Source organism: Bacteroidota bacterium, from assembly GCA_017303905.1.
GTDB lineage: Bacteria > Bacteroidota > Bacteroidia > B-17B0 > Aurantibacillaceae > JAHEYG01.
This window is the reverse complement of the sequence record JAFLBH010000002.1, coordinates 201,267-221,563: the sequence shown is the minus strand read 5'-3', so window position 1 is coordinate 221,563 and position 20,297 is coordinate 201,267. Positions and strand designations below refer to the sequence as shown.

Genomic DNA, 20,297 nt, shown 5'->3' with positions numbered 1-20,297 from the left:
ACTATCTGATTTTTAATCCAATTAAACAAACATCATCTACTTGCTCTAAATTACCTTTCCATTCAGTAAAGACATTTTCAAGATTCTGTTTTTGGTTTACTAGTGTTAATGAGTTAATATTTAAAAGCAATTCGTTGAGTTGTTTGTATTTGAATTTTTTTCCCTTTGGCCCACCAAATTGATCGGCAAATCCGTCGGTATACAAATAAAGTGTGTCGCCTTTACTTAATTCTAAGTTATGCAGGGTAAAGGATTCTTTTCGTTCTCCAATTCCAACTGGCATACGATCTGATTCGAGTTCTCTTAATTCCGGTGCCTCGACAGCCTTAGTTTCCGTTTTTTTTCTAATTAAAATAGGCGCATTGTTGGCGGCAGCGTAAGTTACTATGGTTTTAGGCCCTTCGCTCATTAATGATGGTAATGTTTCAATGCATAACAATATACCGTCAAATCCGTCTTTTTGTCCTTCTTTACTGATATTATCAATTAATCTTTTTCTAACGAAATTAAAAACTTCATCAGGTCTCTCTATTCCTTTTTCATTGATGGCTTCGTTAAGGAAGTTGATGTTGAGTAAACTCATGAAAGCACCGGGAACGCCGTGTCCGGTTGAATCGCAGACTGCCAGATAGAATTTTCCATAAACATTACCGGTTTCCGGATTTACTGTTTTATTGCGTACAAATGTTGCCCAATAAAAATCACCGCTCACAATGTCTTTTGGCATGAATAAAATGAAATTATCAGGAATGTGTTTATTGATGAAATCGGTATGTGCTAAGAGCGTATTCTGAATTCTTTTAGCGTATTGAATAGAATCCAGTATTTCTTTTTGTTTCTCGTCTACTAATTTCTTTTGTTCAGTAATAATGTCGGTTGCTTTTTTCTTTTGTAAGTAACTTCTATAGGAGGCTATTAAGAGCGCAATAACACCTATTATGCCAAGTATCAAAAAATTCCGTTGTTTGTTTTGGACCTCAATTAAATGTTCTTTATCTTTTATTTCTCCTTCCTTTCTGCTGATACTGTAACGAGCATCCATTTCCAATGTTTTGGCTTTTAATTCTTGATCCGAAACACTGTCGTTATAGGAAGAAAAATTGGTTTGATTCTCGTATGCTTTCTTATAATCTCCCTTTACCTGATAGATTTTTGCAAGGAAAGCATAACAATCTCTTTTCATTTCAGCGTTGTAGTATTCATTCGTGATTTCTAATGTTCTTTCAAAATTAACGATGGCAGAATCATTCAAGCCTTGTTTTAGATCTATCTGACCAATTACAAAATAGGTTTGCATTAATCCTAGTTTTAAATTAATTCCGGAATAAACATTTAAAGCCTCTAAAGCTTTTAGCTTAGCGTTAGCATAATCTGCTTTTGCCAGTTTAATTTCGGCAATACTAAGAATAGAGTTGGCCATTTCGCTCTGGCGGTTGTTTTTTCGAAATAAATCGATGGCTCTTAAGCCGTAAAAATAAGCGCTATCAGGTTGGTTATTGATTAAATGAAGTAAACAAATATTACTTAACACGGTTGCTACAGATACTTCATTTTTCTCTTCTAAATAATAATTTAAAGCTTTAAAGTTATATTCTAATGATTCTTTGTATTTACCTTGTTTGCTAAGAAGCGTAGCGTATACTTTGTAAACCTTCTTAAAGTAATTTTCTTGTTTGCTCTCAATTAAATACTGAATGTAATTGTTACAATATTCCAGAGCTACATCATATAATTGCCGATGCGATAAATTGGTAATTAACTGAACCGAAATGCGGTGAATGCCATCTTTAAAGTCGATTTTTTTTGCGAGATTTAGTGCCGCAATATAGTATTCTATTCGCTCTTTCGATTTAAAGTATTCGTATTGATTCCCAAGTTGAAACAACAAATTTACTTTTGTACTATCATCCGTTTGGTGATTTACAATTTCAATTTTAAGAGAGTCAGATTTGTTTTCGGACCTGGAATAAAAAAAGACCAATAGAAAAGCCGTTAAATAAATTAATATTTTACGGCTTTTATGGTTTTTCATTTTTAATCAGTAATAATTAAGACTGTTGTTTTTTCTTTACCATGGTTAAAATGGTAGCAATGCCAACAGTATCTCCGGTTGCACCATCCAAGCCGTATTGATCGCGTACCGATTGCTCACTTGCGTCATAAATGTCAACCACCCATTTAACAATTCCAACTTTTACATCTTCACCGCTTGCTGCTTTTAATGGTTTATCATTCTCAATTTTTTCTTTACAAGTGAAACGAACTCCAATGCTCATACCAGGATAAATTGGTTTTGTAAAGCGACACTCATCAATACCGTAGTTTAATAATACCGGACCTTTTGGCGGGTCTACAAATAATCCGGCTGCACGCGATAAAATAAAGTAACCATGTGCCACGGTGCGTTTAAAAATTGTTCCTTCCAAAGCATCGGGTTGTAAATGCGCATAGAATTTATCTCCACTCAGATTGGCAAAGTTTTTAATATCATCTTCGCTTACTGTGTGTGTATCGGTAATTAATGTTTCACCTACTTCTAAATCTTCAAAATATTGACGGAACGGATGAACATCCTTAATGATATGCTTAGCACCATATTGGTAACTATTTAACACGTTTGTAATGGTTGTTGGCGAACCTTGAATAGCGGTACGCTGCAAATAATGAAACACACCGCGTTTACCACCCATTTCTTCACCACCACCTGCACGTCCCGGTCCGCCATGTACTAACATTGGCATTGGAGAACCATGGCCGGTACTTTCCTTGGCACAGTCGTTGTTTAGTATTAAAATTCTACCGTGCATGCACGCTGCACCTAAAACATACTCTTTTGCAGCTTTATCATTGGCTGTTACAATTGAACTTACTAATGAACCTTTACCTAATTTACTTAATGCAATGGCTTCATCCATGTTTTTGTATGGCATGATGGTACTTACCGGACCAAAAGCTTCAATATTGTGACAATCGGTGTTTTTAAACGGATTTTCATTTAAGAAGATAATCGGAGGCATGAAGCAACCTTTGTTTTTATCGGCGCCTTTTACTTCGAAGTTTTCGAAATTACCAATAACGATTTTTTGTGTTTTGCTGAGTTGTTCAACTTTCTCGCGTACCTCAGTCAATTGAGATTTTCCTGCCAACGAACCCATTTTTACCCCTTCCACGTTAGGATCTCCGATTACCGTTTGAGCTAAACGTTTGCCTAAAGCAATTTGTACATCTTCCACCATGTTTTCAGGAACAATTACACGACGCACAGCCGTACATTTTTGTCCTGCTTTCGTGGTGATTTCTCTTGCCACTTCCTTAATGAAAATATCGAATTCAGGTTTGTCAGGTGTAACATCCGGCCCAAGCACGCAGCAGTTTAGTGAATCAGCCTCCATGTTAAAATGCACCGATTCTTCCATTAAGCGAGGATGCGATTTCAACATTTTTCCCGTTAAGGCAGATCCGGTGAAAGTAACTACATCCTGATTAATGACATGGTCTAATATTCCGTTGGCACTGCCACAAATTAATTGCAATGCGCCTTCCGGTAAAATTTTACTGGCAATAATCTCTTTTACTACAGCTTCTGTGAGGTAGGAGGTAAGTGTAGCAGGTTTTACAATGGCAGGAACACCTGCAAACCAGTTAACTGCTACTTTTTCCAGCATTCCCCATACAGGGAAGTTAAACGCATTGATATGAATGGCGACGCCTTCTTTTGGTACACAAATGTGATGCCCAATGAAAGTGTTGTTTTTTGATAAACGGGCAACTTCACCCTCATAGCAAAAAGGTTCATTAGGAAATTGTTTACGCAATGAAGCATAGGTAAATAAATTACCAATTCCTCCTTCGATATCCACCCAGCTGTCAATTTTCGTAGCACCGGTTGCCCAACTTATTTTATAGAATAAATCTTTTTTACTTAGAAGATGCATGGCTAAAGCACGTAACATCAAACCACGTTCCTGAAACGTCATCTTTCGAAGTTTTGGTCCGCCCACTGTGCGGGCATAGTCCAGCATTTTTCCAAAGTCGAGGCCTTTACTGCTGGCCGTGGCTATTAAATCTCCATTAATAGCATTATATAATTCTTGTCCTTTATCGGCACCTGCTACCCATTGTCCGCAGGCGTAGTTCATTAATGAGTTCATATTGTATGGAATGTTAAATTAACTGAGAGTTTAAATATAATAATTACCCCATTAATTCAATAGAAAACTAATAAGATTTAATTCATTCTTTTAACAAAATAATTTCTAATTTTAGAAACACAAATTTAAATTATGAGAAAGCTTTTTACCTTAGTTTTTGTTCTGATTTCAATGGCCATTTTGGCTCAAAATTTCGGAAAGGTTATTATTTACACCAATACTAATCAGCCATTCATGGTATCGTTAAATGGTATTCGTTTAAGCAATCAATATGCGATTAAATCAACATTTGAATTTGCAGAAGAAAATGAATACCGCACCAAAGTTTGGATTCAAGGCAATCAGTATCCGATTAATTTTAATATTCAGAGTACACCCGGATATGAGAGCACCTATCAACTGGGTAAAGATCAGTACGGAGCCTTTACCTTAAATTTAATAAGTAAAGTTTTAATCGGTGCTAACCAACCTATAACAACTGCGCCAACTGTGACTCCTACGCCCACGCCTACACCTACAACTCCTGTTATTGTTGCCATGAATGGCAATGAGTTTAATGATAAATTAAACACCGTTAAAAATGAAAGTTTTGATGACAGTAAAATGGATAAAGCTAAGTTTGTTTTTGACGATGAGTATTTGAGTTCAGCTCAAGTGGCTTCGGTGTGTAAAGCTTTCAGTTTCGAAAACCGTAAAGTGGAATTCGCAAAATGGGCTTATAAACGTACAGTTGATAAGAAGAATTATTATAAAGTGGTGGATGTTTTAACTTTTGATCCTGATAAGAGAGAACTTCAAAATTGGATTAAGAAAAACCCTTAATTGGAAGTGAATTTATAGCCTACACCGCGAATGGAATGGAAATGTCGCGGTTCTTTTGGGTTATTTTCAAAATGCTTTCTGAAATTTAGAATGTAATTATCGATGGTTCTAGAAGAAGCATTTTCATCTTCTTCCCATAGAGCGTCAATAATTTCATCGCGGGAAATAACCTTTCCATCTGCTTCGGTTAGCAATTTCAATAAACCTATTTCACGTTTTGATAAAGTATGTAACTTTCCATTAATGTCTTTTACTTCGTAATTATCGAAATTAATTTCACAGTTGCCAAACATGTATTTGTTTTCATGTTTCACCGGATTGCGCTTTATCACATTGTTAATGCGCAAAAGCAATTCTTCCAATTCAAATGGTTTTGTGATGTAATCTTCAGCACCTAATTTTAATCCCGTAATTTTTTCGGCACTCATACTTTTGGCCGTTAAGAAAATGATAGGGACATTTTGATTTGTTTTTTTGAATTCGGCGCATAAATCAAACCCGCTAATTTCAGGAAGCATTACATCTAATAAAACAAGGTTTATTGTTTTGTTATTCTCCATAAACAGATTACGCGCGTCTTTTCCGTTTGCTGCCGTTAAAACCGCGTAATTCTCTAATTCAAGATTTAACTTTAAAGTGCTCAATAAAGCTTCCTCGTCTTCAATAATTAATATCTTTCCTTTTTTCATTATAGCGGGAAAATTAATTCAAATTTAGCACCATTATCATTTCTAAAGATACAAGTTCCATTTAATTGTTCACTTAGCATCCTGATTAATTGCAAGCCTAAACTGCTGGATTTACTTTGAGATTCATCAATACCTATACCGTTGTCGCTTACTTCTAATTTTAGTAAATCACCGGCTCTGATAAGAAGTATTTTAATTTCGTTGTTTTCAGGCGTAGTAAATGCGTATTTGAAACTGTTACTAATTAATTCGTTTAATATTAATCCAACAGGAATCATTTTATCTATTTCTAAAAATATATTCTCTCCAACAGTTAGTTGCATAGCCACTTTATCTTTTTCTGTAGAAAATGATGAAACTAAACTTTGCGTAAGCCTGTGAATGTATTCTTTTAATTCAACTTTATTTAAGTCTTTGGATTTGTAAAGCATTTCATGCACCAAAGCCATGGAGTTGATTCTGTTTTTACTCTCACGGATCATGTTTAAATAGCGTGCATCTTCAACACTTTCTGATTGTAAACTCAATAAGCTGGAAACTATTTGAAGGTTGTTTTTAACGCGATGATGTATCTCTTTTAAGAGTTGTTCTTTTTCGCGAACAGTTACTGAAGAATGATTCAGTTCTTCTCCCAGCATATTTACGCCAGTTCCAATTCCGTCCAAGGCATCATTTTCTCCGCTGATTGTTACCTTTTTATTGAAATCAAGTCGAGCAAAAGCATAGATTACTTCCAGAATTTCGTTTACTCTGTTATTGCTGGAAAATTTTGTATCTATGTTATCAGTCATTATCTTAAATGAAGTTTTTGAGCCAGGCTTTAGCCTCATCTTCAGTTTCGAAAAGTTTTGTTGGAACAGATGGTTTACTAATTCCTAAGAAAAAGTTACCAACAACTCGGCTTATTGGAGATTTAACGATAATTCCGAATGAATTAGTTTTAGAATCACGTCCTCTTGCAGAAAAGTGATTTCTCGCTTCGCGCGACATCGATTTGATTCCCCTTGAGTCAATCATAATCGGAAATTTTTTGCCTTTATAGAAGGAAGTAACAAGTGCCGAGTTTTCCAAAGCGTCTTCTAATACTATTTCAGAGCCTTCCTTCACTTTGGTGCGACAAATACCGTCTTCACCCATCCAGGTAAAATATTTCTTTATTTCAGTTGCGTACGGAGGTACTTGCATAATTATTCGCCTAGTTCCAAAGTTTTAATATCACCGATAGCATTTCCGGCAATTCCTTTAACGGATCCATAAAAATGTGAGGTATTCAAAAGCACTTTTTCCAGCTGCTTTTCTCTTTCTTTCCACAGTTTTTCCATTTGAATTCTTTCTTTGCCAATTCCTTCTTTTAAAGCGCTGAATCCTTCCACAATGGCTTCAATCTGCTGTTTGAACTCATTGCCGGTTAAAAAATCATAGAGCATTTGCATTTTATCGCCTTTGTTATCCTGGCTTACCAAGGCATTATTGATTTTAATAAGTCCGTCGCGAAGTACAAACGCAAGCGATTTAATTTCATTGTAATTACATATCCAAACACCGTCTTTCATACCGAAATTATCCATGTCTTTGGGCATAGTCTCTGTAACTATAACCGCAATATCGGCGTTTTGCGCCCGCATATCATTCTTCAACTTTTCAATCCATTCGTTTGTGAAAGCTTTGGTACGTTTACTTTCATAGATGATTTTTCCGCACTCTCTTCCTGTATGGTCTCGCACAAACTGCATACAATCGGCCCCTTTGATGCCTTTTCCAACCTCTTCAATTCTATCAAATGGAAAGCTTGATTTCAGCATTTCCTCCAGGGCTAACTCTTGTACTTCCCCTTGGCGCTGCATACTGCCTTGCTCGGCCTTTCGTTTCATCTCATCAATCAGTTTTTTCTGATCTTCAATCTGTTTTTCAAACTCCTTAAACTTAAGAGAATTTCTTTCCTGTTCTTGTTTCTGAATTAAAGCAAGAAGATTTGTTCTTTCCTCGTTTAATTTTTTTTGTAATTGTATGTCGAGCTCGGCCTCCTTATTCTTTAATTCTTGCTCTTTCTTGAGAAATTCCAGCTCTTTTTGACGGGCTTCCTTCAGTTTTTCTTCGTTTTTCAGATTAGAATCGGCTAATAATTTCAGCTTGTTTTCATATTCATCGGCCACCGATTTCTTAATGGATTCTTCAATGTTAAGTTTTTGTTTACTTAAGGCTTCCGTCATTTGTTGCTGGAACAAATCCTCCTTCTTTTTGTATTCTTCTTCCTTCTTAGCCTGCCATTCCTTTGCTTTTGTATTCAGCTCTCTTTGCACTTCATCTCTGAAAGCATCGGTCGCTTCAAATTCGTGCTGACAGTTCGGACACTTTATTGTTGATTTATTGCTCATAATTTGCCGCAGCTTTTATGTAAATTTAGAGCTTTTAGAACATACAAATTCGCATATTTATAAACAATTAACTGGCTTAATTATAACATTAAAATATTGAGGAAATGAAGGAACTGATTTTAATACGCCATGCTAAGTCGGACTGGGCGAATGAAGCGATTAAAGATATCGACCGTCATTTGAACGACAGAGGATACGCAGACGCCTATCAGTTAAGTCAATGGTATAAAAGTGAATTTACTCTACCTGATTTATTACTGAGTAGCCCTGCAACGCGTGCCATTAATACCGCGTATATTTTTGCCAGAACATTTGGTATTCCTGAGGCTCAGGTAATGGTGAACGGCGATTTGTATGAAAGCACCATGCAAGATTATTTAGAGATAATTTCTAAACTCGATAAAAAAAATAACCGTGTTATGTTATTCGGACATAATCCGGCAATTACAAATCTGACGAATGAACTGAATAAAGATTTGTTATTTGAAAACGTACCAACCTGCGGAATTATAAAAATTGGTTTTCCTTATGAGAATTGGAAGGAAGTGGCAGATAAAAAGCATGGGCAACTGTTGTTAAATAAATTCCCGAAAAGTTTTAAATAATTTATGGCAAAAAAGAGCTTCCCATATATCAATCGTGAAATCAGCTGGCTTTCATTTAATGAAAGAGTTTTGCAAGAGGCCGCCGATAAAACGACACCGCTGATTGAAAGAATTAAATTTCTTGGTATTTTCAGTAATAATCGTGACGAGTTTTATAGGGTTAGGGTAGCCACCGTTAGACGTTTAAGTAAATTGGGACGTAAAGCGGTTTCCTTGTATGGCGAAGATCCTAAAGAACTATTACCAAAACTTCAACGAAAAGTAATTGAGCAGCAAAATCGTTTCGAGGAAATTTATACGGAGATTTTAAAGGAATTGGCCGACAATAATATTTTCATGATTAATGAGCGGCAGTTAAATGAAAATCAAATTGCCTATATAAAAAATTATTTTCATTCGGATGTATTGCCTGCTTTGTTTCCCATCATGGTGGATGATACCAAGAGTTTTCCGTATATGAAAGATAAGTCAGGCTACTTGTTCGTGAAGCTGATTTCCATTGCGGAAAAGAAAAAGAACAAATTTGCCCTTATCGAGATTCCTTCTAAAATTCTCAATCGTTTTGTTGTATTACCAACAGAAGATGAAAAGAAATACATTATTCTTCTTGACGATATTATCCGTTATTGTGTAAATGAAATTTTTGAGGTATTTGGTTTCAGATCAGTTGAATCATATAATATAAAATTAACGCGCGATGCCGAGCTCGATATTGATAATGACGTAAGTAAAAGCATGCTCGAAAAAATATCGAAGGGTATTAAGGATAGAAAGAAGGGACTGCCGGTTCGATTTGTATATGATGCGGCCATGCCAAACGATATGCTTTCGTTCATTATGAAGAAACTTGGAATGGATAAAAAAGATAATGCTATTCCTGGTGGACGATACCATAACTTTAAGGATTTCATCAATTTCCCAACCCTTGGCGAAAAGAAATTAATTTACAAGCATCAACCGCCTTTAGAACACGGTTTGTTGCAGAATACCAATAAAACAATTCTGGACACACTTTTTCATAAGGATATTTTATTGCATTATCCTTACCATACATTTAATCACATTATTAATTTATTGAGGGAAGCGTCTATTGATCCACGCGTTGAGTCGATTAAAATTACTTTATACCGAGTGGCAGATTCTTCCAAAATTGCCAATGCACTCATTAATGCCATAAAGAACGGAAAGAAAGTTGTGGTGTTGGTTGAATTGCAAGCGCGTTTTGATGAGGAGAATAATATTTATTGGGCTAATAAATTGCAAGAAGAAGGAGCGCATGTTATTTACGGGGTAACCGGATTAAAAGTACACTCTAAGCTTTTTTTAATTACCTCACGCATTAAAGGTAAAGAAGTAAAGGTGGCGCATGTAGGAACCGGTAACTTCAACGAAAAAACGGCAAGAATTTATACCGATTTCTCATTACTTACTGCCAATAAATTAATCACCGATGAAGTAAATAAGGTTTTTGATTTTTACGTTGATAATTTTAAAGTCGGACAATTTAAACATTTGGCAGTTGCGCCATTTTACATGCGTAAGACTTTTGTTTCATTAATAAACAAGGAAATTGCAAACGCTAAAGCGGGAAAAAAATCAGGCATTATTTTAAAAATGAATAGCTTGGTTGACCGTGAAATGATTGTGAAATTGTATGAGGCTTCCAACGCGGGTGTGCCTGTTCAACTGATTGTACGCGGCGCATGCTCTCTTGTTACCGGTATTGATGGGTATAGTAAAAACATTGTGGCTTATAGTATCGTGGATAAATATTTGGAACATGCCCGCGTTTTTATTTTTCATAATGGCGGTGAAGAAAAAATATATCTCACATCGGCTGATTGGATGAGTCGTAATTTGGACAGCAGAAGTGAAGTAGCGGTGCCAATATATGATAAGGAAATAAGAAAGCAGATTAAGGATATCATCAATATTCAGTTAGCGGGAAATACCAAAGTAAGAATCTTAGATCCTTTTCAGGAGAATATTTACAAGAAGCCCCAACCCGGAGAACGCAAAATAAGGGTGCAGGATGAAGTGTATGAATACATCAAAGAATCGAATAAAACATATAGTAAATCAAAAGTAGAACTCAGTAATATTAAATAATGGTTTTTGCAGCAGTAGATATTGGAAGTAACGCTATTCGACTCTTGTTTTGCAGGGTGTATGAGCTGGAAGGTAAACCTCATTTCCATAAAGAAGAATTAATCCGTATGCCTATTCGTTTAGGAGAAGATGTATTTTTAAAAGGAAAAATTTCTTCAGCAAAAGAAGAGCGTTTAATCACCTCATTAAAGGGTTTTAACGAATTAATAAAGGCTTATCAGGTTGATGGTGTAAGAGCCGTTGCTACCAGTGCTATGCGTGATGCTGCAAACGGACAAGAAATAATTTCCCGTGCTAAACAAGAATCAGGACTCAATGTGGAGATTATTGATGGTAAATTGGAAGCTGCCTTGGTTTTTTCGAATCATATCGAACAAATATTAAATCCGAAGTTTGCTTATTTATACATCGACGTGGGTGGTGGAAGTACAGAGCTCACCTTGTATTTCAATCAAAAAGTAATAGCCGCCAAATCTTTTAACATTGGTACAGTAAGGATGTTGTTGGATAAAGTAAATAAAGAAGAGTGGGAGGAAATGAAGGCTTGGTTGAAGCGAAGCACAGTTGGTATTCATCCGTTATATGCGATTGGCTCCGGCGGAAATATCAATAAGATGTTTAAAATGATCAACAAAAAGGAAACTAAGCATCTGAATTACGATAAACTCAAAGACTTATATGACATGCTTAATTCATACACCTATGAAGAACGTGTTGAAAGATTAGGTCTTAAACCCGATCGTGCCGACGTAATTATCCCCGCCGCTAAAATTTTCTTAACGGTGATGAAAACAGCCGATATTGAAAAAGTGTTCGTTCCTCAAATTGGTTTATCGGATGGAATTGTACATGATATGTATGATAACTATAAAAAGAAGAGTAAATAAAAGATGTATCTGACTAAGCTTTATATTTTATTTATTCATTTCGGAATCACCGATGCCATCGACATACTTTTAGTAGCCATTATCCTTTATTTGCTTTATAATATGGTGAAGGGCACATCCGCCGTAAATATTTTTATCGGATTAGCCCTAATCTATGTGGTGTGGATTGTGACAAAAGCGTTTGAACTGAAATTACTTAGTTCCTTGATGGGAAAATTTGTCAATGTAGGAGTTATTGCCATCATGGTTGTGTTTCAACAGGAGATAAGGAAGTTTTTGTTATACATTGGTTCCAATGAATTTATCAGAAGCAGGAATTGGAGAAATATTCTAAAGTTTAACATTAATAAGGCAGAAGAGGGAATTGAATTAGATGTGGATGAATTGATTACCGCCTGTTTTAATATGAGTGAAACCAAAACCGGCGCTTTAATTATTATTTCCAGAAAGTCTGATTTAAAGTTTTACATTAATTCCGGCGAAAAGGTGGATTCCGCTTTAACTGCACGTATGCTCGAGAATATTTTCTTTAAAAACTCACCGCTTCACGATGGGGCTGTCATCATTATAAACAACAGAATTGTAGCCGCTCGTTGTGTTTTGCCGGTTACCGAAAAAGAAAATTTTCCGGCTAATTATGGCATGCGTCACCGTGCTGCCGTTGGTATTACTGAAACAACGGATGCAATTGCTATCAGCGTTTCCGAACAAACCGGTGCTGTTTCTCTAACTACTCATGGAGAAATTAATGCCGGTTTAACCCGCGAAAAATTAAGATTCTTACTCGAAAAAAATATTAGATAATTCTGCCTTATGAACTTGCTCTCTGTAAACAACCTATCAAAGTCATATGGCGATCGTGTGCTTTTTACCAAAATATCGTTTGGCATCAATGAAGGTGATAAAGTAGCTCTCGTGGCAAAAAACGGAAGTGGTAAATCCACCTTGTTTAAAATTTTAAAGGGAAAAGAAATTGCCGACTCCGGTGACGTTGTTTTTCGAAAAGATATTACGGTTTCGTTTTTAGATCAGGACATTGTCTTGAACGAAGAGTTGAGCATCATCGATCATGTTTTTTCAGCCGATAATAAATTAACTGCTTGTATTAAAAATTACGAGAAGGCATTGAAACTATCTGAAGAAGGACATGCCAGCGCGGCAAATTTGTTGGAAAGCGCTTTACGAGACATGAATGAGCAGAACGCCTGGGATTATGAGAAAACAATTAAGGAAATTCTTTCCAGACTCGAATTACATGATGTGGAACAAAAAATTAAAACGCTAAGCGGCGGACAAAAAAAACGTTTGGCGCTTGCTCAGGTTTTAATTAATAAACCGGATTTACTCATCATGGATGAACCAACCAATCATTTGGACATCGACATGATTGAATGGTTAGAGCATTATATAGCCAAGGAACAAATCAGTATTTTATTGGTTACTCACGACCGTTACTTTTTAGATGAAGTATGTAATACGGTTATTGAATTGGATGGCGGAAAGCTTTTTGAATACAAGGGCAATTACGAATATTTTGTGGTTAAGAAAGCTGAAAGAGAGCAAATGCTGAATGCTGAGATTGATAAAGCCCGTAATTTGTATCGTCGCGAATTGGAATGGGTGCGTAAAATGCCTAAAGCAAGAGGAACCAAAGCGAAGGCACGTGTTGATGCCTTCGATGATGTAGCGCAAAAAGCAAAACAAAAGCGCATAGATAAGCAAGTTGAACTGAGCGTGAAAATGGAAAGATTGGGTTCTAAAATTTTGGAGTTAGTGAAAATTTCCAAATCATTCGGCGCAAAAAAGATACTTGAACCTTTTACCTATACATTTAAAAAGGGAGAGAAAATTGGAATTATTGGAAAGAACGGAGTAGGGAAGAGTACTTTTTTAAATATACTGCAAGGAATAGAGCAAGTTGATTCCGGTAAAGTACAAACCGGTGAAACGGTGGTGTTCGGATATTACTCTCAAGCGGGAATTAAGGTAAGTGAAGATAAACGTGTGATTGAAGTGGTGCGCGATATTGCTGATTTTATTCCGCTTGCTAACGGAACACAGCTATCCGCTTCTCAATTATTGACCAGATTTAATTTTCCTCCCGACATGCAATACAATTACGTAAGTAAATTGAGTGGCGGGGAGAAAAGGCGCTTGTATTTATTAACCGTACTTCAAAAGAATCCGAATTTTTTAATTCTGGATGAACCAACCAATGATTTGGATATTGTGACATTACAAGTATTGGAAGAGTTTTTGGCTGATTTTGGTGGCTGCGTGCTTATAGTTTCTCACGACCGTTACTTTATTGATAAGTTAGTTGATCATGTTTTTGTGTTCGAAGGAAATGGCGTTATCAAAGACTATCCAGGTAATTATACCGAATACCGCGAATGGAAACAGGAACAAAAAGAAGAAAGCAAATTACCAAAAGTAGAGCCCGAACCTGTAAAAGACATCGAAACCAAACCAATATCCGATACCAAGCGCTTAAGTTATAAAGAACAAAGAGAATTGGAATTAATAGAAAAAGAGATTGGTATACTAGAAAAAAAGAAGGTTGAGTTAGAAAACAGTATGGGGACTACCACCGCGTACGAGGCTTTACAGAAATTAAGTAATGATTTAAAAATTAATAATGAAACTCTTGAGGAAAAAACCATGCGCTGGCTTGAATTGCAAGAGAAAATGGCATAATGATAAGGGCCTTCTTAGATAAAATAGTAAATATAGGTGTAAAGCCCGGCTTACAAACTTGGGAAGTTTACCTGATACGTAAGCTGAATGCAATTACGATTATAGCACTTCTCAATAATATTATCGGCGTTGTGTTTTTTAGCTTAATTGGTTTACCGCAATTTAACTTAGAATGTATCACCGTTTTAGTTATCGGACCACTTGTTTTTGTGTTCAACAAATACAAGAATGTTATTTGGGCAGTTTACTGGTTTTATATTGTTGGTTACATTTATTTAACCGCATTTAATCTCCATATGGGGAAAGACTCATTTATTCTTTTGTTTTTCTTTCCTGTTATTATCAGTATGGTTCAGTTACTTGGTCGTCGAGAATTGTTAAAGCATTTGATCATTTTAAGCTCACTAGTTGTTGTTTGTGCAGTTGTGATTGTGCTTAGCTACAGGTATCATTGGTTTGAATCTCCCTTGTCTAAAGAAACGATTCAAGACTTAAGTACATTTATGATTATTTTAAGTTTTGTGACTGTCATTGCATTTATTATTGTTGTGGTTACCGAGTCGATGAGTCAGGAACGACGCATTAAAAACATGCTTCATGAAAAGGAGGTTTTATTGGCAGAAGTTTATCACAGGGTTAAGAACAATATGAACATCGTTACAAGCTTGTTAAGTTTAAAAAAGGATATGTCTGCATCATCTGAAGTTCAAGAAGCATTGGATGATTGCCGTAACAGAGTATACTCTATGGCTCTTGTGCATCAGAAAATGTATAATAGCAAAAACCTGGAGAGCTTAAATTTTAAGGATTATATTTATGATTTGGTTAAGGATATTAAACACTCTCTGGGAGGATCCAAGGAACTAAATGTTACGATAGAGGCTGAGAATATTAATCTGGAATTAAGCAACGCTATTCCTTGCGGATTAATATTAAATGAGCTAATCACAAACGCCTATAAACACGCCGGATCTAATGAGAAGAGCATTCAAGTTTTAATTGTACTAAAAAGAATCGGTAAGTCAATAAATTTAATCGTAAAAGATAACGGACCCGGTATTAGTGAACAAGCTTTAAATAAGCCCAATGCCTTAGGTATTGAACTTATTAAATCATTAACGGAGCAATTAGAAGGTAAGTATGAGTTCAGCAATCAAAACGGCTTAGTTTTTAAATTAAGTTTTAAGCAAGATTAATTCGTTAATCCGTAAACATTTTCTTCTTGTATTTGTTGTTCTGTTATGTCTATCTACACTCTACAGCAAATACAAAAAATACCTGCGCCTATTCATACTGTATGGGAGTTTATTTCTTCTCCATATAACTTAAAACTAATAACGCCTGAGTACATGGGGTTTGAAGTCCTTACCGAAGATTTACCGGAAAAGATGTATCCTGGCATGATAATTACTTACAAGGTAAGGCCACTATTGAATATCCCCATGACGTGGGTAACAGAAATTACTCACGTACGCGATTTTGAATTTTTTGTTGATGAGCAAAGGGTAGGGCCCTACAAATTGTGGCATCATCAACATCATTTAAAGGAAATTGATGGCGGAGTTTTAATGACCGATATTGTAAATTATCAAGCACCATTTGGTTTATTTGGTAAGACATTCAACCCAATACTAATTAAACCGAAACTCGACGATATTTTTAGCTATAGGCGCAGGAAGGTTGAAGAATTATATGGGGCACAATCGATTAAAAAATGAGATTTCCGGCAATAATTCCAATTGTAAAACCTATAATAATACCGTACCATAGGAATTCCCATCTTCTACTTCTTTTGTATGTGTTTACAAAGTTCATCCTGTACAAAAGTAAAAACATTATGATTTTAGTTCATTATGCTTTTATTAAGCTTGTTTTAATGAATTGTTAGCTTGTTCTATGAGTTTGCTTAATGGTTTGATAATCGGAAATTATTATTCAGATAAGATTGAATAACTTATTTTGTTTTAAAATCAATTATATGAAAACTAAGCGAGCAAAAAAGAGTTTTAATGCCGATATGCTGGATATTAATACCAAACTTTATACTCATATTATAAAACACGGACATAAGAATGTCACACTCAACAAGAGGTATGCGCGAAGATTAATTAATCAAACTCAAAGTTTAAGGAATAATCAATATGAAAGTATTTGTAACAGCAAGTACATCATGATGTATGAGTGGTATAAAAATTAACGTTTAAATCTAATCTGATTTACGCATTAAACTTCTTTTGTTTTATAATTTTATACCAATCACACAAACATCATCCACTTGCTCTAGTCCGCCTTTCCAATCCATGAAATTACGTTTGATTTCATGAGCTTGTTCGTTCATGGATTTATTTCTAATAGAAACTAGTAGTTCTTCAAATTGTTTGTACTTGAATTTTTTTCCTTTTGGTCCGCCAAATTGATCCGCAAGTCCATCTGTAAATAAGTAAAAAATATCTCCTTCTTTATAGCTTAATTGGTGACTTGTAAAAGATTTCGCGTGATCGCTTTTTCCAACGGGTTGCTTATCGGCTTTAATTTCGTTGAGTTCATTGTTGCTCAAATACCAAAGTGGATTATTGGCACCACTCCAATGAATCAATTTATTCTTTATATCCAGGCACAACAAGGAAATATCCATACCATCTTTAACATCACTACTACTTTTTGAAAAAGTCTCTAAAACTAACTCACGGGTTTTATCTAGTATTTTTCCAGTATCAGTAATATTAAACTCTTTTACGGTACGATTAAGCGCATTACTGCAAACCACGCTCACCATCGCTCCCGGTACGCCATGTCCGGTGCTGTCGGCCGCGGCAATAAAGAAAAGCTCATTAATTTTTTCAGCCCAATAAAAGTCACCGGCCACAATATCCTTCGGAAGATATATAACAAAATTATTAGGTACGTTTTCATCAATGAATTTGGAAGGAGGTAAAATGGCTTCTTGTAAACGTTTTGCGTATGAGATACTATCTATTATTTCCTTTTGCTTTTCTTCAATTACATGCTTTTGTTGCTCTGCCTCTTCTTTTTGCTTTTCAATTATTTGTTTCTGACTCAACAAAGTTTTATTGGCCTGCTTTCTTAAATAGTTACTTCTTACAACAAAAAATACCATTACCAGGAATAACAAGGTGATTAATACAAATACAAGAATGGTTTGCTTTTGTGTATTTAGTTCTTCTTCGCGCTGACTAATCATTTCTTCACGCTTTTCATTTTCACTTTGTAATTTGCTAATCTCTTCTTGCTTTTTGTTTTCTGTATAATTCGAATTCAATTCAGATATTTTATTTTGTACGCTACTGCTTAAGTTTTGTTTTTCTGAATTCAGAATGTCAATTAATATTTGGTACTCAGCATTTTTAATTTCATACTGTATGGAAAGTAAGGTATAAATTGCAGACAAGAGCGGGGTATGCGAAAAGTTTTCGACTTCCCACGGAATAATTTCTCCATCTGTACTTTCATAATTTTCAGTCGATAAATTTATCCCTTCACTAATTACCATGCGTTTTTCTTCACTCACCAGGCTAATAAGCGAGTCTCTAAAACTATTTATTACCTTTTTTAATCGATACGCTGAGTATTTATAGGTTTTTGGATCACCCGTTTCGAACAATATTAAATTTGGGATATCCATTTCATTAGGACTCTTAATATATATAAAAGGCAGTGAATCTGCGTCAGCTTTCGTCATTACTGCTGACTTGCTTATTAGCTCAGATTTTAAGTCCTGAATATATCCGGAAGTAGTGTCGCATAATTCTTTTAATTTCTTAGTTTTTATGGAGATGAACAAAGAATCATTTACACCTGCATCTTTTATTGTATTATATAAGTTAATATTACGTGCGTTTGCCGATTGCAGGGCATTTTCCATGTTATTTCCTTGTACATAAATAGGATTAACGTTTATTTTACCTGAACCCGACATAAAAAGTGAACTCATGCTGAACGCAAAAAAGTATATTGCAAGAAAAACCGCGTGTGTAGTTAAAATACTTTTCTTGTAGGATTTAATTAAGTGATAAATGGAATAGGGAGTAACAACAAAGAAAAGTATACTGTAATTTAAATCATATAAAAGTCCCGAACCCGGCCAATGCATGATTTTAAATAAAAAGCCTAGTCCAAATAGAAATATAACCAAGCTCTGAGCAAATAAGATCAATTTCGATTTAATTGTTCCTAAACCTTTTTTTGCCTCTATAAAATACAAAGGGATGTATAAAAAGCAAAGTACAAAGGTACCAAGCATCATTAATATACTGGCGCCCGGCCAATGCATTAATTTAAATAACTGCCCAAATAAACTACTGATAACAGTAATCCATATTAATACCTTAATTAATGTATTAGCTTTAATACTTTGATTCATACATTATTTTATCTCAATGGAGTAAAGGCTGTTCATTTTGTGTTTACGTTCACTGCTTATAATGTTATTTCTGCCTCCGTCTATGAATTCACGGATATAAAAATTGGTCTCGTATTTTTCTACCTCTCCTAAATTATATTTACTCTGATTGCCGTTCTCATCAATTTTTACGCCGGTTAAAAATCCACCGCGACCTTGCTCATGCCATTTAGGCGCTTCATTCACAGGCAAATTTAAATTTTTCAAATTGTCGACATAAAAAACATGAATGTCATTATCGACTGCATAAGATTGTATAGATAGTTGTGGTCCGCCAGCATCATTACTGTGTTGAGCTTTCGGAATTTTCTTTACCCATTTCATTTTGCCCATCGCGTCGATGTTCATAACAAACACATCCTCTGCATAGGTATCATACGTTGTTTGTGTAGTTCTTCCATTATAATATGTACGCGTTACTACATGGTATTGTTCAGAAACGATGGTCGTTGATCCGTTTTTCATTTTATAAATAGCACGAATTTTTAAAAAATCGATTCCTAGATCAGATTCTTTTTGTTCTTTCTTTTCTGCACGCTTCTTTTCTCTGTCGCTCATGAATGATTTAATTAATTCGGAAGGAAATTCATAATATCCGCCTTCGGGTTTCATTGAAATGCCCTGTTTAGTATCTATCGTTACCATATAGGCCCCATCGATTGGTTTGTTGGCACCTTTAGAATAAAAGCCACTCACAAAAATCTCATGTTTTTCATTTTCATAGATGTACGCCTCTTTCGGAAAATTATTATCCAGGTTTACTTTTATTATTTTCGGTTTAACATTATCGGCATTATACATAATAACTTCAAAATGATAGTTAGGTAAACCATCAATACTTTCTTTTTGTGTGTCATCGTTATATACTCTGGCCAGTAAATAAACAGTTCCGTCATCACCCAATGTATAACCCCAGTTGTCCATTTTTGCTTCGGTATATGGCATTTCAACTTCCGCACCCCATATTTTTCCCAGGTTTTCATCAAAAATGTGCATGCCCACAATATCCTTATTTAGTTTATCACGCTTTTCACGACTTACCAACTCATAAGTGTACATGAAGTTTTTTTCATCTTCACTCATGTAAAAACGATAACTAAATGAACGTACCTTATCGGATGATTTAAATAAATTGCGCGATTGCCCTACAAAATCCAATTTTTCTGGCGAGAACTCAAGTGCGGAAATCCCTTCAGTTTCTGTGTCTTTAAAAACATCTCTTACCATTAAGTAAGTTTTGTTATTGAACTTCTGGAATCGATTATAACTTACATGTTCATTTAATTTTCCCTCCGTACTAACGGTGTTTTCTTTTAAAAACTTCAAATCGTTGTTAAATAATTGAAATGAAAAAGATTCTACTTTTTTCGCATTAACCTGAATGATGCCTAAATCACCGTAAGGAACCGGATTCATTACCACATGGCGTTTAGGAGATTCAAACTCCTGTGAAACCTTAACTGTATAAGGAGAATTTTGTTGTGCAATAGAAAGCTGAATACCAGCTAAAAGAGCGATTGAATTAAGTGAGAATTTCATATG

17 protein-coding genes are annotated in these 20,297 nt (G+C 35.3%); 9 read left to right on the top strand and 8 right to left on the bottom strand.

Features of this window, described 5'->3' with window-relative positions; translation table 11 throughout:
• Position 1 precedes the first annotated feature (1 nt).
• Together J0L69_08720 and paaZ are read right to left on the bottom strand one after the other, a co-directional pair.
• The gene (locus tag J0L69_08720; GenBank protein ID MBN8693267.1) at positions 2 to 2,032 is read right to left on the bottom strand and encodes a SpoIIE family protein phosphatase; all 2,031 of its coding nucleotides are present in this window, start codon (positions 2,030 to 2,032) and stop codon (positions 2 to 4) included.
• Between the two features lie 16 nt (positions 2,033 to 2,048).
• The gene (gene paaZ / locus J0L69_08715) at positions 2,049 to 4,151 is read right to left on the bottom strand and encodes a phenylacetic acid degradation bifunctional protein PaaZ (GenBank protein ID MBN8693266.1); all 2,103 of its coding nucleotides are present in this window, start codon (positions 4,149 to 4,151) and stop codon (positions 2,049 to 2,051) included.
• Positions 4,152 to 4,283: 132 nt separating this feature from the next.
• On the opposite strand from paaZ, the gene J0L69_08710 reads away from it, so the two are divergent.
• Positions 4,284 to 4,973 (top strand): DUF4476 domain-containing protein, encoded by a 690-nt coding sequence (locus J0L69_08710; protein MBN8693265.1) that lies wholly within the window; start codon positions 4,284 to 4,286, stop codon positions 4,971 to 4,973.
• On the opposite strand, the gene J0L69_08705 is transcribed toward J0L69_08710, so the two are convergent.
• The 4 genes from J0L69_08705 to J0L69_08690 are packed head-to-tail and all read right to left on the bottom strand — an operon-like array spanning position 4,970 to position 8,037.
• A complete protein-coding gene (locus J0L69_08705) occupies positions 4,970 to 5,665 on the bottom strand; it encodes a response regulator transcription factor (GenBank protein MBN8693264.1) in 696 nt (231 codons plus the stop codon). The two genes, J0L69_08710 and J0L69_08705, sit on opposite strands and share 4 nt — an antisense overlap.
• Entirely contained in the window at positions 5,662 to 6,453 is a 792-nt protein-coding gene (locus J0L69_08700; protein ID MBN8693263.1) for a histidine kinase, read from the bottom strand. Before J0L69_08700 ends, J0L69_08705 begins: the two co-directional genes overlap by 4 nt.
• Positions 6,454 to 6,457: 4 nt before the next feature.
• Entirely contained in the window at positions 6,458 to 6,847 is a 390-nt protein-coding gene (locus J0L69_08695; protein MBN8693262.1) for a hypothetical protein, read from the bottom strand.
• A gap of 2 nt (positions 6,848 to 6,849) precedes the next feature.
• Positions 6,850 to 8,037, bottom strand: a complete 1,188-nt coding sequence (locus J0L69_08690) for a DUF2130 domain-containing protein (GenBank protein MBN8693261.1) — start codon at positions 8,035 to 8,037, stop codon at positions 6,850 to 6,852.
• 104 nt (positions 8,038 to 8,141) lie between these two features.
• Between J0L69_08690 and J0L69_08685 the strand changes: the two genes are divergently transcribed.
• The 8 genes from J0L69_08685 (at position 8,142) to J0L69_08650 (ending at position 16,532) form a co-directional block, all read left to right on the top strand.
• Complete coding sequence (locus tag J0L69_08685; protein MBN8693260.1) at positions 8,142 to 8,642, top strand: histidine phosphatase family protein; 501 nt, start codon at positions 8,142 to 8,144, stop codon at positions 8,640 to 8,642.
• Between the two features lie 3 nt (positions 8,643 to 8,645).
• Positions 8,646 to 10,751 carry a polyphosphate kinase 1 gene (gene ppk1 / locus J0L69_08680; protein ID MBN8693259.1) on the top strand — a complete coding sequence of 702 codons (2,106 nt, stop codon included), beginning with the start codon at positions 8,646 to 8,648 and terminating at the stop codon, positions 10,749 to 10,751.
• Positions 10,751 to 11,638, top strand: a complete 888-nt coding sequence (locus J0L69_08675; GenBank protein MBN8693258.1) for an exopolyphosphatase — start codon at positions 10,751 to 10,753, stop codon at positions 11,636 to 11,638. Before ppk1 ends, J0L69_08675 begins: the two co-directional genes overlap by 1 nt.
• A 3-nt stretch (positions 11,639 to 11,641) precedes the next feature.
• A complete protein-coding gene (cdaA, locus tag J0L69_08670; protein MBN8693257.1) occupies positions 11,642 to 12,442 on the top strand; it encodes a diadenylate cyclase CdaA in 801 nt (266 codons plus the stop codon).
• 9 nt (positions 12,443 to 12,451) lie between these two features.
• The gene (locus J0L69_08665) at positions 12,452 to 14,335 is read left to right on the top strand and encodes an ABC-F family ATP-binding cassette domain-containing protein (protein MBN8693256.1); all 1,884 of its coding nucleotides are present in this window, start codon (positions 12,452 to 12,454) and stop codon (positions 14,333 to 14,335) included.
• Positions 14,335 to 15,531: a sensor histidine kinase gene (locus J0L69_08660; GenBank protein MBN8693255.1), complete on the top strand. Its 1,197-nt coding sequence runs from the start codon at positions 14,335 to 14,337 to the stop codon at positions 15,529 to 15,531. Before J0L69_08665 ends, J0L69_08660 begins: the two co-directional genes overlap by 1 nt.
• A gap of 45 nt (positions 15,532 to 15,576) precedes the next feature.
• The gene (locus J0L69_08655) at positions 15,577 to 16,053 is read left to right on the top strand and encodes an SRPBCC family protein (protein ID MBN8693254.1); all 477 of its coding nucleotides are present in this window, start codon (positions 15,577 to 15,579) and stop codon (positions 16,051 to 16,053) included.
• A 260-nt stretch (positions 16,054 to 16,313) separates the two neighbouring features.
• Positions 16,314 to 16,532 (top strand): hypothetical protein, encoded by a 219-nt coding sequence (locus J0L69_08650; protein MBN8693253.1) that lies wholly within the window; start codon positions 16,314 to 16,316, stop codon positions 16,530 to 16,532.
• A gap of 42 nt (positions 16,533 to 16,574) precedes the next feature.
• On the opposite strand, the gene J0L69_08645 is transcribed toward J0L69_08650, so the two are convergent.
• Both J0L69_08645 and J0L69_08640 read right to left on the bottom strand, forming a co-directional pair.
• Positions 16,575 to 18,716 (bottom strand): SpoIIE family protein phosphatase, encoded by a 2,142-nt coding sequence (locus J0L69_08645; protein ID MBN8693252.1) that lies wholly within the window; start codon positions 18,714 to 18,716, stop codon positions 16,575 to 16,577.
• 3 nt (positions 18,717 to 18,719) lie between these two features.
• On the bottom strand, positions 18,720 to 20,294 hold the full coding sequence (locus J0L69_08640; GenBank protein MBN8693251.1) for a hypothetical protein: 1,575 nt from the start codon (positions 20,292 to 20,294) through the stop codon (positions 18,720 to 18,722).
• Between the last annotated feature and the right edge of the window lie 3 nt (positions 20,295 to 20,297).